We start from the raw sequence: 15,375 nt of genomic DNA on the forward strand, positions 1-15,375 counted from the left end.
ACTTCCACGGAGCCGGCGAACCTTTGACGCTACCTAACGCCATCACGAAAACGCTCCGCGAGCGCTTCGATATCGCCGAACTGCGGCCGGGACAGGCGGACGTGATCGAAAGCGTCCTGCGCGGCCACGACACGCTGGCCGTGATGCCGACCGGCAGCGGCAAATCCCTGTGCTACCAGGTGCCATCCCTGTTTCTGGAGGGACTGACCGTGGTCATCTCTCCGCTGATCGCGCTGATGCAGGATCAGGCGGAGAAGCTGGACGAACTGGACATGGAGGCCGCGGTGGTCAACAGCGCGGTGGGCGACGCCGCGGCCGACGAGGCGCTGGACAGCCTCGCGCGCCGCGACGAGCGCATCATGCTGACGACGCCGGAGCAGTTGCAGGATCCGGAAGTGCTCGCCTCGATCCAGCGCAACCGCGTCGCGCTGCTGGTCGTGGACGAGGCGCACTGCATCTCGCAATGGGGCCATGACTTCCGGCCGGCCTATCTCGGCATTCCCGAGGTCATCCGCGCGCTGGGCCGCCCTCCCGTGCTGGCGCTGACCGCCACGGCCACCGACACGCTGATCCACGATATCGCCGCGCAGCTCCAGCTCGAATCGCTCTGCGTGATCAAGGCCGCGCTGTACCGGCCGAACCTGATCTACGCCGTCAGGCATGTGTCCGGGGACGCCGAACGGCTCGACAACGTGCGCACGCTGGTGGCGGCCGAGAGCGGTCCCGGCATCGTCTACACCGCCACGGTGCGCGAGGCCGAGCGCCTGCACGCGGCGCTGCGCGAGGCCGGCGAGAACGTGGCGCTCTATCACGGCAAGCGCACCGCGGCGCAGCGGCGCGAGAGCCAGTCGGCGTTCATGTCGGGTGAGTGCCGCGTGATGGTGGCCACCAATGCGTTCGGCATGGGCATCGACAAGGGCGATGTCCGCTTTATCGTCCATGCCCAGCTTCCCGGCAGCCTGGACGCCTACTACCAGGAAACGGGCCGCGCGGGACGCGACGGAGAGCCGGCGCATTGCACGCTGCTGCACGACGAGAAGGACAAGAACGTCCAGCAGTTCTTCCTGGCGAACCGCTATCCGTCGGCGGCCACGCTGGAGCAGATCGTCGGCGCCTTGCGCAAGTCGAGGACGGGCGAGACCCTGTCGATGGACGCCTTGCGGGAACACCTGCCAAGGGTGGGCGCGCGCAAGCTGCAGGTCGCCCTCAAGATGCTGTGCGACGCCGGGATTGCGGAGCGCGCCAAGACCGGCCACTACGCCCTGCGCGACGGCCATAGCCCTTCCGAGGCGGTCGCCACGATTGCCGGCCAGTACGAGGAGCGCGGCCAGAAGGACCGCGCCACGCTGGAGGCGATGCTGCGCTACGCGCGCAGCGGGCGCTGCCGCTGGTCGATGCTGCTGGAGTACTACGGCGAACCCGGCGGCCCGGAACGCTGTGGCACCTGCGACAGCTGCGTGCGCGCCGCCGAGGCGGCGGCGATGCCGGCACCGCCGCCGGAGCCCGACACCACTGGCCAAAGCCAGCGGCAGGCGCCCGCCTTTACCGAGGGCGACACGGTGCGCGCTCGCCGCCATGGCGTGGGCACCGTGGTGGCGGTGACGCGCGAGCGGGTGGACGTGCGCTTTCCCGATGGCGGCGTGCGGCGCTTCCTGCCCCGCTATCTGCGCCGGGAAGCGCCGGTCACGGACACGGCGGCGGCGGCCTGAAGACCGGCCGCCGGCACCGCCGGCGGCCTTACGACTGCCGCGTCAGCAGCCGCGAACGGATCAGGCCGGGTTCGCTTGCCAGCTGGCGCATGATGTCGTCCGACGGCACCTTGTCCACATCGGTCACCACATAGCCGGTCTCGCCGTGCGTCTGCAGATGCTGGCCGGCGATATTGACGCCGCCCTTGGCGAGAATCGTGTTCAGCGTCGCCAGCACGCCCGGCGTGTTGTTGTGCACGTTCAGCAGGCGCGCCGGGCAATGCAGCGGACCGGGATCGACCTCGGGAAAGTTGACCGCGCCCAGCGTATTGCCGGTGGTCAGGAAGCTGATCAGCTTGGCCGCCACCTCCGCGCCGATGCTTTCCTGCGCCTCCTCGGTGCTGCCGCCAACATGCGGCGTGAGCAGGACGTTGGGCAGGTTCTGCAGCTCGCTGACGAAGGGATCGGTATTGCGCTTGGGCTCCTCGGGGAACACGTCGATGGCCGCGCCGCCGAGCCGCCCCTCGCGCAGCGCCGCCGCCAGCGCGGCGATATCGACCACCGTGCCGCGCGAGGCATTGATCAGCATCGCGCCGCGCTTGAAGGCGGCCAGCGCCTTGGCGTCGATCATGTTGCGCGTGCGGGGCGTGGCGGGAACGTGCAGCGTCACCACATCGGCATCCGCCACGGCCTCGACCAGCGACCCGGCCACCTGGGCCGTGCCCAGCGACAACTTGGCCTGCACGTCGTAATACACCACACGCATGCCCATGGCTTCCGCCAGCACGCCCACCTGCTTGCCGATATTGCCGTAGCCAATGATCGCGATGGTCTTGCCGCGCGCCTCGAACGAGCCCGCCGCGCCCTTGGCCCACTGGCCGGCGTGCGCCAGCGCGTTCTTCTCGGGAATCCGGCGCATCAGCAGCACCGCCTCGCTGACCACCAGTTCGGCCACCGAGCGGGTATTGGAGAACGGCGCGTTGAATACCGGAATGCCGGCGGCGGTGGCCGCGGGCAGGTCGACCTGCGAGGTACCGATGCAGAAGCAGCCGATGCCGAGCACCTTGGCCGCCTGAATGTCCTCGGCGTGCAGGTGCGTGGCCGAGCGAATGCCGATCAGATCGTGGCTGGCCAGCGCCTCGCGCAGGGCGTCGCCGGTCAGCGCCCCGCTGCGGCGCTCCACGGCCACGCCCGCCTCGTCCAGGCGGCTGACCGCCGTGTTGCTGATGTTTTCGAGAAGAATTGCCCTGTTCATACGACTACCCCAATGTGATGCATGCGTGCCGAGCCCTACACTTTGGCACCTTCCGGCCGCCGGCGCACCAGCAACCTTGCTGGCGAAGTGGGTGTCGGCCCCGCCTCCGGGTCGGGAGCCGTGGGCCGTGTCAGACGACGCCCGATGGTGAGCCAAGTCTGCGCTTGCAATACTGCGCCCATAACAGGGAGGGCGCGCGATGATCGCCAACGATGGTTTTGTGAATGCAGGCCGGTCCGCCACGCGCGCGGACGCGGAATCCGCCGTACCGGGCCAAGCCCCCAAGGAGCGGCACCGCTGGGCCGCGAGCCACTGGTGGCAGGCTGGCGTCTATTGCAGCGGCCCGGCCATCTTCCTGTGGATCGCCGCGCGCCTGCCCGAAGACATGCTGGTCCATCTCTTCCGCGGCGGCCCGAACATGCCGGCGGTGCTGAACAACCTGGGCGATGCGCTGTTCTTCTGCGGCTGGGCCATCAGCGGCATCCTGCTGTGGGCCAGTTGCCGGTCCGCCGCTGCCAGGGGCAACACCGCTTCCTGATCCTGCCGCCGAGACCGCCGCGCTCGATCCGCGCGGTTCAGAGCGGCAGCACCGCGGTCGCCTCGATCTCGAACAGCATGCCGTCGAGCGCCAGCCGCGGCACCGGGATCAGCGTGCAGGCGGGCGGCTCCCAGTCGCCCCACATCTCGCGCAGCGCCGCGCCGAATATCTCCAGCTTCTCCATCGAATGGTCGACGACCAGCACGGTCAGCTTGGCCACGTCCGGCACGTCGGCGCCCCCGGCGCGCAGGGCGATCCGCATGTTCCACATGGCCTGCCGGACCTGCTCCGCGAAATCGGCGGGCAGATAGCCGTGCATGTTCTCTCCGCCCTGCCCCGCCGCGTACACGATACGGCCCGGCGTGGTGACTACGGCCACGTGCGAATAGCCGTTCGGCACCGGGTCATAGAGCGCAGGCGGATTGATGAAGCGCAGGACGTTGGCACTGGCGGACGCATGATGCGATCGAGTTGGCTGCGAGGGAAGGGATTGCTGCGATGGCTGCATTGGCACTCTCCGCGATAAGGGAGCCGCAGTATCAAACCTCAAGCGTGGTTAAGGTCAAGCATCACCCTGCCGCCGACGCTGGTACGATGGCGGCCAGCCACCCCGCCCCTGTCGACCCATGCCCTCCGCCAAGCCCACCGCATCCAAACCCTCCACCGCTCGCGCCCAACCGATGCTGACGGTCGGCGAAGTCGCGCAGCGCAGCGGCCTCGCCGTGTCCGCCCTGCATTTCTACGAAACCAAGGGTCTGATCCACAGCGCGCGCAGCGAGGGCAACCAGCGGCGCTATCCGCGCGCGGTGCTGCGCCGGCTCGCGGTCATCCGCGTCGCACAGCGCATGGGACTGCCGCTGGCCTTGATTGCCGACGCCCTGTCGCAGTTGCCCGAGGGCCGCGCGCCCACGGTCGCCGACTGGCGCCGATTGTCGGCGGCATGGAGAGCCGACCTGGACGAGCGTATCGAGACGCTGACACGGCTGCGCGACCAGCTCGATGGCTGCATCGGGTGCGGATGCCTGTCGTTGAAGGCCTGTCCGCTGCGCAATCCGCAGGATGCGCTCGCGGGCGATGGGCCGGGGCCGCATTTCAGCGCGGCCGCAGAGCCCCGGCGGCCGCGAGCCGCACGCCGCCCGACCGCAGGATGACCAGACCCGGGCTTACCGCATCGTCCGCTGGTACAGGCTGACCCCGATCGCCACCACGGCGACCGCGGCCAGCGCCCGGAAGTGCTCCAGGTTCGCCAGCAACGCCGCCTGCTGCGCCAGCACCTGCGCGATCTGCGCGGTGGCCAGTTCCGCGGCGCGGGCCGGATCGACCGACGCGGAGAACACGGCGGTGTAGCGCGCGTGAGCCTCCTGGAAGTTCGGGCTGCCGGCGCGCACCGCGCCGTGCAACAGCCCGTAGTGCGCGGTGGTCAGCCACTGCTGCCCGACCGTGGCGATGGTCACGCCGAGCGCCATGCCCAGTTGGCCCAGCATGTTCTTGGTCTGCTGCGCGTTCGAGAACACCGATTCGTCGTGCGCCATGCCTTGGAAGGTCTGCATCGCCGTGACGGGAATCAGCGTCATGATGAAGACGCCGTATAGCGCCAGCGGCGGCAGCACATGAAACCACGGGTCGGGCGCGGGCGGCAGCCGGCTGATCAGCCAGGCGGACGCCGCCAGCGCGAGGAAGCCGCCGACGAAGTATTTGCGCGGGCTGGGCCAGCGCGGCAGCAGCCGCGACATCGTCAGCCACGTGACCACGCCGGCCGCAAGCCCGAGCGCATAGAGATGGCCGGTGGCGGCCCACGAATGGCCAAGCGAGCGTTGCAGCATGACGGGGAGCAGGTAGCCGTTGGCGCCCAGCGTGATATAGCAGAAGGTGAACAGCGCCAGCCCGCTCAGATAGCGCCGCTCGACCATGCTGCGCAGCCGCAGCAGCGGCCGCGCGCTTCCCGCCTCCAGCCAGACGAATGCCAGGAGGCCCGCCGCGCCGACCACGGCACCCGCCACGAGCCACAGCCGGTTCGAGTAGAAGTCGTAGCACGAGCGCTGCAGCACGTACAGCAGCAGGAAGCTGCCCGTCGCCAGTGCGGCAAGCCGCAGTGGATGGGCCGCGGAGCGCCGGGCAGGCTCGACCCGGACGGCGGGCAACGCCTCGCAGGCCGGCAGCATCGCCAGCGCGAGCGCGGCCACTACCCAGAAGATCAGCGGCCAGCGGTCGGCCGTGACGATGATCGAGGCGAGCCATGGCGCGAGCGCCATGCCGCCGCACACGCCGGTGGCGAGCGCGACGATGCCGCGAAAGCGCGCGGGGCCGGGCGGAATCAGGTTCACCGCCAGACGCGACGAGGTCACCATCCCCGCGCAGCCCAGCGCCATGACCATGCGGCCGACGAGAAACGCCGCATGGTTCTCGGCATGCGCGCACACGACCGCGCCGCCCGCGGCCGCGGTCAGTGCGAGGCGGACATAGTTGCGCCAGCCGATGCGCTCGACCATCCAGCGTTGCAGCGCGATCATCACGACCGCCACGCTGGCGTAGGCCGCCGCCACGGTGCTGTATTCCTCGGGGCTGGCGCCGATCTCGCCCATGATCGGCAACGCGGCGAAGGCGACCATGCCGTTCTGCAGGAAGTCGAGCGTCGTCAGCGCGCCGATGGCCAGCAGCAGCACGCGCGGCGATGCGGAGGCGCTGGTTCTTGCGTCCATGGCCCCGGCGCTCACAGGTTGGCTTCGACGATGCGACGAACCATGTCGTCGACGCGCGCAAGCTCGTCGGCGAATACCGTGGTGCGGTAGTGCTGGCCAGCGGCATCCACCGCCACCAGCCGCTTGCCGTTGCGCTCGCGCGTGTCGACGGTGACCTTCATCGACAGTCCGATCTGCAGCGGATGGGCGGCGACCTGCGCCGGATCCAGGGCGATGCGCACCGGCACGCGCTGCACCACCTTGATCCAGTTCCCAGTGGCGTTCTGCGCCGGCAGCAGCGCGAAGGCGCTGCCCGTGCCGGCGTCCTGTCCGATGACGCGGCCGTGGTACAGCACGCGGCTGCCGTACAGGTCGCTGGTGAGCGTCACCGGCTGCCCCAGGCGGATATCGCGCAGCTGCGATTCCTTCAGGTTGGCCGTGACCCACAGGTGGTGCAGCGGCACCACCGACATCATGGGCACGCCGGCATTGACGCGCTGGCCGACCTGGACCGAACGCTTGGTGACCACGCCGCCCACCGGCGCGGGGATGCGCGTGCGCGACAACGCGACGCTGGCGTTGCGCACCGCCGCCGCGGCCGCCTGCACATCGGGATGCGATTCCACCGAGGTGCGCTCGACCATCGCCTGGTTGCGCCTGAGCTGTTCATTGGCCATGGCCAGCGCCGCCTTCGCGCTGCGCACCGCGTGCGTGGCGTGCACCATCTCCTCGCCGGAAATCGCACCGCTGGCCGCCAGCGCCGAGCGGCGGGCCATGTCCTGCTGGACCTTGGCCAGTTCCGCCGCGCGCAGCTCCACGTTGGCGCGGTCCTGTCCCGCGACGGCGAACTGGCCGCGCACCTGCCGCACCGTGCGCGCCAGCTGCGCCTGCGCGGCAACCAGGGCCAGCCTGGCATCGACGCCGTTCAGCTCGACCAGCAACTCGCCGGTTTCGACGAGGTCGGTGTTGTCGGCGAGGATGGCGGTGACGACGCCACCGACCTGGGGCGTCACCTGCACCACGTTGCCCTCCACGTAGGCGTCTTCGGTGGACACCCAGTGGCGCGCGTGGTGCAGCCAGTAGCCCGCGGCCGTGGCAAAGGCGACTGCGGCCGCGCTCGCCCCCAGCACGCGCCAGCGCCATGCGCGGCGCACGGCCTGCTCCATCGATGCATCGTCCGGCGATTCCGGTTGGCTGGTGGGGGTCATGACGGTCTCCTTATCGGCGCGCTGGCGCCGTGTCCGGCGTGGCGCTGGTGACGGTGGTGGCGTTGGCAGCGGTAGTGGCGTTGGCAGCGGTAGTGCCGGCTTCCCCGAAGCCGCCACCCAGGGCACGCACGAGTTCGAGATGCAACACACGCTCCTGGGTTTCGATCTCGATCAGCAGCTGCCTCTGCTGCAGCACCTGCCCTTCCGCGGACAGCACGCGCAGATAGTTGCCGATGCCTTCGCGATAGCGCGCCACGGCCATGTCGTAGGCCTGCTGCGTCAGTTGCAGCGCCTGGCGCTGTTCGCCGGCGCGCTCGCCGAGCCAGTGCAGCGACACGAGCTGGTTGACCACGTCGTGCAGCGCGGTGACCAGCGTGGCGTTGTACTGCTCCACCGCACCGTCGTATTCGGCCTGCCGGGCGCCGAGGTTGGCGCGCAGGCGCCCGCCGTCGAAGATCGGCAGCGTGATCGCCGGGCCGATGCCCAACGTGCGGCTGCCCGCGCCGAGCAGGTCGGACAGGCTCAGGCTTTGCAGGCCGGCGAAGGCCGTGATGCTGATGTTCGGATAGAACTGGGCCTTGGCCGCCTTGATGTCATGGCGGCTCGCCTCCACGCGCCAGCGCTGCGCGACCACATCGGGTCGGCGGCCGATCAGTTCGGCGGGCAGCGCAGCGGGCACCGCGACCGCATAGCCGCTGCGCAGGCGCGGACGCCCGATCCCGACGCCGGCATCCGGCCCCTTGCCGGCGAGCGCGGCGAGCTGGTTCCGCGTCAGCGCGATCAGTTCGCGGATGGCGCCGATGCGCTCGCGCGTGGCCGGCAAGGCCGCCTCGGCCTGCTTCATGTCGAGCCGCGAATCGAGCTGCGCCTCCACGCGGCGGCGCGTGAGATCCAGCGTGTTCTGGCGCTGGCGGTAGGTCTGCTCTGCCAGTTCGAGCTGCGCGTGCGCGGCGTCCAGTTTCAGGTAGGTGCGCACCACGGAGGTCGTCAGCATGAGTTCCGCGGCGTGGTAGTCCACCTCGACGGCGCGCGCGCGGTCCAGCGCGGCGTCGAACGTCGCCTGGTTTCTGCCCCAGAAGTCCAGCTCGTAGCCCAGGCCGAGCATCACGTCGCTGGACCATTTCCAGCTGCCCGCCAGCGGCCGCGATACGGGGCCGTTCTCGCTGTAGCGCTGGCGCGTGGTGCGCGCCAGCAGGTTGGCCTGCGGGTACAGCGACGCTTCCGCGCCGCCCGCCAGCGCGTCCGCCTGGCGCACCCGCGCCGCGGCAGCGCGCAGCGTGGGCTGCCCGGCCAGAGCGGTGCGCACCAGCCCGCTCAGTTGCGGGTCGCCGAAATCCTCCCACCATGCCTGCCGGGGCCAGGCCGCGGGCGATACCGGCGTGGCTGCGAGCGAGGCGCTGGCGCCGAGCTGGTTGGCATCGTCCATGACCGCCTGCGTCTCGAGTCCCTTCATGCTGGCGCAGCCGGCCAGCATGCAGGTGACGGCGAGAATGCCCGCGCGGCACGCCGGCATCCACTGTGCGCCATGGCCGAGCAGCGCGGAAACACCAAGGTGGCAGAGAGCGACGAGACAGGCGAGCATGCCATTCACCGGGGCGACTGACCGTTGCCCGTTGCGCGCGGCGCACGCGCCTTGATGATGTGGGGGTTCCACGCGGGCGCGCTCCCGCATCGCGCCCCCCTGCGCCCGCGCCAGCGCATACAGCGTCCGGATGCCCTCCCACGGATTGCGCAGGCACCGGCAAACCTGCTCGCTGCGCGCCACGCCGCGGACGCACCAGGTACAGAAGTGCTCGCAGTTGTTGGTCAGCAACTGGTACCGGTCCTCGCCCAGCCGCGATTTCGCCCGTTCCACCACTTGCGCGCCCGCATACCGCGCATCGGGCTCGTTCCGCACGCTGACGCCCCTGCCGGCCGCGAAACGGCGCAATGGCACGACTTCGACGGGGCGCCGCCGGGCCGAAGCGTCGAAGCCGCCGTAGTGGATGACCTGGCCGTGACCGGCATAGATGCCGTGATGCATATAGCCGTCCCGGCCGGTGACGATGTGGGCGCCGATCTGGATCATGCGTTCCAGGCGCGCCCACTGTGGCGAGTCCGCGAGGCTATCGAGAGTCAGGGTTTCCATGGCGTGCCACCGAGCTTGAATGTCATGTACGAATCCATGGACGCAGGAACGCCGTGCGCCGGACGGCGGCAAGACGGGCCCCTCCGGGGAGGCATTTCCCCCGGAACGGCGTTCACTGCTTGGCGATGGATTTACTGCGAGACCGAAGCGGCCATGACTGAAGGGTAGGTACGCGGGCGCCGCGAGACCATGCTACGGACGGTTCGCGCCGCCCCTACATAGAGTTCGCCGGGTCATACCCGCGTATAGGCGCACCCCTGCCGACTTTGCTTACGAACACCGCGCGGGATGAGCAGGCACGGTGAACTGCACGATCGCGCCGCACGGCTCGGCGGCGCTGGCCCACAGCCGCCCGCCATGGGCGTCGATGATCGACTGGCAGATCGACAGCCCCATGCCCAGGCCCGTCGACTTGGTGGTGCAGAACGGCGCGAAGGCGCGCGCCGATATCTCGGGCGCGAAGCCCGGCCCCGTGTCGCGCACGGCGACCAGCACGCAATCGCCCTCTTCCCGCGCGGTGCTGATGCACACCTCGCGCGGACCTCCATCGAGACCGCCCATGGCCTCCAGCGCATTGACGATGAGGTTCAGCAGCACCTGCTGCAGTTCGACCCGGTCGCCCTCGATGCAAGGCAGGCCGGGTGTCAGCCTCGTCTGCACGGCGGCGCCGCACCTGGCGGCCTCGCCACGGGTCAGTTCCACCACGTCCCGGATCGCCTCATTCAGGTCCACCGCCGCCTTCTGCGGTGGTTCCTTGCGGATGAGGCCGCGAATCCGGCCCAGCACGTCGCCCGCGCGATTGGCGTCCTTGACGATGCGCGCAAGGATCTCGCTGACCTCCTCCAGCTCGGGCGGCTGCGCCCGGAGCCAGCGCAGCGCCGCCTGCGCGTTGGTCACCGTCGCGGCGATGGGCTGGTTCACCTCGTGGGCAATGGAGGCGGTCAGCTGGCCCATGGTGGCGACGCGGTTGGCATGCGCGAGTTCCGCATGGACCTGCCGATAGCGCTGCTCGCCCTCGCGTACCTTCTGCTCCGCCTGCTTGCGCTCGGTCAGATCGAGCACGAACGCCACGCCCTCCATTCCGCTGCCCTCGAACGTGGCCAGGCCCACGATGACGGGCACCCGGCTGCCGTCCTTCCTGATGTACTCCTTCTCGAAGGGCCGGGCGTGGCCCGTGCGCACGGCCTCGAGCAGGGCCTGCTCGCTTTCCTGCAGCAGCTGCGGCGGCGTCAGGTCGGTCCAGCGCACGCGCCCCGAGACGAGATCCTCCCGCTCGTACCCGACCATGCGCAGGAACGCGTCGTTGGCCTCGACGATATCGCCGCCGGCGTTCCAGACGATGATGCCGATGATGTTGGCATCCACCAGGCGCCGGATCTTGCCCTCGCGTTCCGCCAGATCGCGGTACAGGCGCGCGTTTTCCAGCGAGCCGGCGGCCTGCGCCGCGACCAGCTTGAGCACGGCGATGCGGTTGGGGCTGAAGACGCGCGGGGCCAGGTTGTTCTCGAGATAGAGCGCGCCCGTGAGCTTGGCCTGGTGCAGCAGCGGCAGGCACAGCACCGAGCGCGCGCGGTGCTCGACCACATAGGGATCGGTGGCCGACGCGGGCTCGGCTGCGGCGTCGTCCAGGAACACCGTGTCGCGGGTGCGCAGCACGTGGTAGAGCACGCTCTCCGGCAGCATGGCGCCGGAGACGGGATCGTCGCGCAACCGCAGCTGCGCCGGCTCCGCCCCCGTTGTCGCCTCGGCGGCGATGCGCGGCTCGCCGCCGTCGGACAGGATCAGCAGGCCGCGTTCGGCCCCGGCCTGCTCCAGCGCGGTACGCATCACCATCTCGATCAGCTTGTCGAGCACCAGTTCGCCGGACGCGGCCTGCGAGACCTTCAGCACGGTGCCCAGGTCCAGTTGCTCGACCGGCGTCGCGATCGTGCTGGTCGGGCCGGGCATGGGGTCCACCGTGCGCAGATGCGGGTAGCGCTCCTCCAGCTGCCGCGCCTTGCCGTTGGCGCCCCAGCGCAGATAGCCGTAGCGCGCATCCTGCAGATAGACGCGCGCGATCTTGCGCATGCCGCGCCCCGCGTAGAAGAGCGACGCAAGCTCGTTGGCCAGCGCCTCCGTGTGGACGAAGGCGCTGTCCTGCGCCAGTTCGATGGCCTGCTCGTACAGTTCCCCGGCATCGAGCAGGCGGCCTTCGAGCCGTGCGATCTCGGCCCCCACCAGCGCGGCGCGGTCGCCGAAGTTGGCGGAGCAGTTGTCCGCCCAGACGCGCAGCTGCCGGTGATGTTCCGCCATGGCGGCGAGGTGCGGCGGCCACTGGCCCGCGTCGGCCGCATCGCAGCACGCCGCATGCGAGAGCGCCGCGTAGAAGTGATATTCGGCTTCCTCGAAGAAGGACGCCGAGGTCCACAGATAGGTCTGCGCCCTCGCCGCCGCGCGGATCGCAGACACGTGATCGCCGGCGAGATAGCAGGACTGCAGCTTCCTGGTCCAGTACCAGCACGCGGCCAGCGCGAGGTCGGGATTGGCGGCCAGATGCGCCTCGGTGCGCTGTTCGTCGAAGTGCCGGTCGTCCAGGCAGCCGAACCGGGGCGACAGGCCGCGCAGCATGCGCACCAGCGCCAGCTGTGTCGTCATGAACGTGATGACCAGGCCGAAGCGCATTTTCTCGGCATAGGCCAGGCCGCGCTCGGCCTCCACCTGCACGTCGGCCAGCGGCTCGCCGGCGAACAGCTGGTCCGAGACGAGGCTGTTCCCGGCGTAGGCCGCATACGGCAGGTCGCCGACACGGTCGGCCGCCGCGAAGGCGCGGCGCAGCAGTTCGCGGCAGGTGCGCACGGGCCGCATCCAGCGCACGACAAAGATCGAGAAGCACAGATAGGTCTTGGCCTCGAAGCGCTTGAGCCCGTGCCGGTCGACCAGTTCGCAGCCGACCTTGCCGAAGCGGTAGCCCGCCTGATAGTCGCCGAAGCGGCGTCCGGCCACCCGGCCGACATTGGCATACAGCACGCACGAGGCATCGCAGTTGCCCCGCTCCAGGCTCAGGCTCACTGCCTTGCAGACGGCCAGGCAGCCCAGGTTGGCGTCGGTCTGCAGCGCGGGCGCGAAGAACTTGCTCAGCGCCTCCACCGTCCACAGCGCCTCGGCATCCTCCATCATCGGCATATCGACCAGCGCTTCGATCTTGCGGTCGCCGAGCCTCGTCCAGATCAGGTCGTACTCGCGCCGCACCTCGTCGTCGCCCGGATGCGGCGACCAGTCGATGCCGACATGCCGCAGAAACGCCAGGCACACCGCCACCGCCCGATCGCTGCGGTCCTGCACCAGGAAGACGTCCAGGTGCAGGCACATGACCGTGGCCTTCTCGACCGTCGTGCGGGCGCGCGCCGACAGCGCGGCCAGCCGCTCGTCCGCGGCCGAAAGCTGCCCTGTCAGGAACTCGCATTCGGCCCGGTTCAACTCCAGCGCGAAGCGCAGGTCATGCCGGCGCTGCCAGCCGTCGTCCTCGAGCAGCGCCGTGCCCGCGACCAGATAGGTCAGCGCGGACGCATAGGCGCTCGACGCCTTGGCGCGCTGGCCGGCCAGCAGGTTGAATTCGGCCAGCTGATCGCGCTCGTCGCGGTCGGCAATCAGCGCCGAGCCGCGGTTGAGCTGGCCCGCGATCTCGAAGATCGCTTCCGTGCGTTGCTCCGGCAGCGTCCGCGCCGCCAGCAGGCGCCCGATGCGCAGGTGCGCCTGGGCGCGCGAGCCGTCCGGGATCAGCGAATAGGCGCCCTCGTGGACCCGGTCGTGCACGAAGGCATAGGCGCCCTCGCGGCGCGCGACCAGTTCCTGGCGGATGGCCTCCCACAAGGCGGCATGGACCTGCGCCTGCGGCATGTCCAGCACGGTCGCCAGATCGCCGATGCCGGCGACGTTGCCCAGGCACGCGAGCTGCTGCAACGCCTGCTGGGTCTCGGCCGGCAGGCGCGTCAGCTTGCCGGCCATCAGGTCCACCACGTTGTCCGTATAGCCCTTGGCCTCGATGCGCTCGCGCTCCCAGCACCACTGCCCCCGATCATGATCGAAGACGAGCAGGTTCTCGTCGACCAGCGCGTGCAGGAACTGGATCACGAAGAATGGATTGCCCGCGGTCTTGTCGTGCACCAGCTGCGCAAGCGGCGCGATGCGTTCCGGCGGGCAGTGCAGCGCTTCGGCCACTAGTTGCAGGATGTGCCCGCCCGCCAGCGGCGCAAGCGCGATGTCGTGGACCCTGACCCCGGCCTTGCGGATGGACCGCAGCTTGATGGTCAGCGGATGCGTAGCGTCGATCTCGTTGTCGCGGTAGGCGCCGATCAGCAACAGGTGCCGCAGGTCCGGGCCGGTGAGCAGGTCCTCCAGCAGGTCCAGCGTCGCGGCGTCCAGCCACTGCAGATCGTCGAGCAGCAGCGCCAGCGGGTGCTCGGGACGGGCGAACACCCCGATAAAGCGGCGGAATACCAGGAGGAAACGGCTCTGCGCCTGCTGGGGCTCCAGCACCGGCACCGGCGGCGGCTCGCCGATGATCAGCCGCAGTTCGGGAATCAGGTCGGTCATCAGCCGCGCATTGGGACCCAGCGCCTCGCGCAGTGCCTCGCGCCAGCGCGCCAGTTCGGTATCGCGCTTGCCCAGCAGCGGCCGCACCAGGCTCTGGAACGCCTGCACCAGCGTCGAATACGGAATGTCGCGCTTGTACTGGTCGAACTTGCCGGCGGCGAACAGCGCCCTCGGCGGCACCAGCACCTTGTGCAGTTCGTTGACCACCGACGACTTGCCCATGCCGGAATAGCCGGAGACCAGCACCAGCTCGGGCACGCCGCTGTCGACCACACGTTCGAACGCGGCCACCAGCGTGCCTACCTCGTCCTCGCGGCCGTAGAGCTTCTCGGGAATCAGCAGGCGGTCGCGCGTGCCGTGCTCGTCCAGCGCAAAACCCGCGATATGGCCGTCGCGCTGCCACTCGGCGAGGCAGCGCCGCAGGTCATGCTCGACGCCCCCGGCGGTCTGGTAGCGCTCCTCCGCCGTCTTGGCGAGCAGCTTCATGACGATGTGCGACAGGACGGGCGGCACGCTTGCCATCCGCACGGCCGGGGCCACCGGCATTCTCGCGATATGGCAGTGCACCCATTCCATCGGCTCGGTCGCGGCGAACGGCAGCGTGCCCGTCAGCATCTGGTACAGGGTGACACCGAAAGCGTAGAGATCGCTGCGCGAATCGATGGAGCGATTCATCCGGCCGGTCTGCTCGGGCGCCATATAGGCCAGCGTGCCGGCGATGGTCTCCGGCGCCTCCGGCGCCTGGCGCTCCCGCGGCAGCCGCGAGGCGAGGCCAAAGCCGGTGAGGCGCACCCGTCCGTCGGTGCAGTTGACGACGATATGGGAGGGCTTGAGATCCTTGTGGACCAGCCCTTGCTGATGCAGCTTGCCCAGCGCCGCGGCGATGCCGACGGCGAGGCGCAGCGCGTGGCCGGTTTCCATCGGCGTGCCGAGCAGCGCCGCGAGGGGCTCGCCGCCCACGTCCTCCAGCACCAGCAGCGTCCGGCCGCCTTCGCGCACCAGCGCCAGCGGCCGCACGGCCCATCCGCCATCGAGTTGGTCCTTCAGGCCGTACTCGTGGGCGAGGCGGTCCAGGCTCGCCGGCGGCGGTTGTTCGGCGGCAGTGTCCGCCAACAGTACGGGCTGGCCGCCGCCGTGGCCGGGATGGTGTCCGCGACTGAAGACGCGTTCGCCGTCGTCCCACAATATCTGCCGTGTCTGTCCCATGGGCGCCGCAACCCTATGCAGGTGGTCATCTGCCGCACGCTGCCATCGGATTGCCGCGCCGCTCCGGTGCCGGACCATCGAAATGTCCATACAAAGCGGGCG

General features: G+C 69.8%; 9 protein-coding genes. 3 read left to right on the top strand and 6 right to left on the bottom strand.

All coding sequences use genetic code 11. The annotated features are described in order from the left end of the window. Positions 1–23: 23 nt before the first annotated feature. Positions 24–1,709: a RecQ family ATP-dependent DNA helicase gene (locus LDO27_RS08685; protein WP_224041174.1), complete on the top strand. Its 1,686-nt coding sequence runs from the start codon at positions 24–26 to the stop codon at positions 1,707–1,709. Positions 1,710–1,737: 28 nt separating this feature from the next. On the opposite strand, the gene serA is transcribed toward LDO27_RS08685, so the two are convergent. Continuing rightward, positions 1,738–2,943 (bottom strand): phosphoglycerate dehydrogenase, encoded by a 1,206-nt coding sequence (gene serA / locus LDO27_RS08690; protein ID WP_222201128.1) that lies wholly within the window; start codon positions 2,941–2,943, stop codon positions 1,738–1,740. Between the two features lie 199 nt (positions 2,944–3,142). On the opposite strand from serA, the gene LDO27_RS08695 reads away from it, so the two are divergent. Further along, positions 3,143–3,481, top strand: coding sequence for a hypothetical protein (locus LDO27_RS08695; protein WP_224041176.1), 339 nt, complete (start codon positions 3,143–3,145; stop codon positions 3,479–3,481). A 37-nt stretch (positions 3,482–3,518) separates the two neighbouring features. Here LDO27_RS08695 and LDO27_RS08700 read toward each other — a convergent pair whose 3' ends face one another. Further along, positions 3,519–3,989 (bottom strand): RidA family protein, encoded by a 471-nt coding sequence (locus LDO27_RS08700; RefSeq protein WP_224041178.1) that lies wholly within the window; start codon positions 3,987–3,989, stop codon positions 3,519–3,521. 118 nt (positions 3,990–4,107) lie between these two features. On the opposite strand from LDO27_RS08700, the gene soxR reads away from it, so the two are divergent. Then, positions 4,108–4,632: a redox-sensitive transcriptional activator SoxR gene (gene soxR / locus LDO27_RS08705; RefSeq protein ID WP_224041180.1), complete on the top strand. Its 525-nt coding sequence runs from the start codon at positions 4,108–4,110 to the stop codon at positions 4,630–4,632. 12 nt (positions 4,633–4,644) lie between these two features. On the opposite strand, the gene LDO27_RS08710 is transcribed toward soxR, so the two are convergent. The 4 genes from LDO27_RS08710 to LDO27_RS08725 all read right to left on the bottom strand — a co-directional run bounded on the left by LDO27_RS08710 (position 4,645) and on the right by LDO27_RS08725 (position 15,273). Beyond that, entirely contained in the window at positions 4,645–6,180 is a 1,536-nt protein-coding gene (locus LDO27_RS08710; RefSeq protein WP_224041182.1) for an MFS transporter, read from the bottom strand. Positions 6,181–6,191: 11 nt separating this feature from the next. Then, on the bottom strand, positions 6,192–7,367 hold the full coding sequence (locus LDO27_RS08715) for an HlyD family secretion protein (protein WP_224041184.1): 1,176 nt from the start codon (positions 7,365–7,367) through the stop codon (positions 6,192–6,194). 10 nt (positions 7,368–7,377) lie between these two features. Next, positions 7,378–9,495, bottom strand: coding sequence for an efflux transporter outer membrane subunit (locus tag LDO27_RS08720; protein WP_224041186.1), 2,118 nt, complete (start codon positions 9,493–9,495; stop codon positions 7,378–7,380). Between the two features lie 270 nt (positions 9,496–9,765). Beyond that, on the bottom strand, positions 9,766–15,273 hold the full coding sequence (locus LDO27_RS08725) for an AAA family ATPase (RefSeq protein ID WP_224041188.1): 5,508 nt from the start codon (positions 15,271–15,273) through the stop codon (positions 9,766–9,768). Positions 15,274–15,375: the final 102 nt, after the last annotated feature.

The organism is Cupriavidus respiraculi (genome assembly GCF_914271545.1).
Lineage (GTDB): Bacteria > Pseudomonadota > Gammaproteobacteria > Burkholderiales > Burkholderiaceae > Cupriavidus > Cupriavidus respiraculi.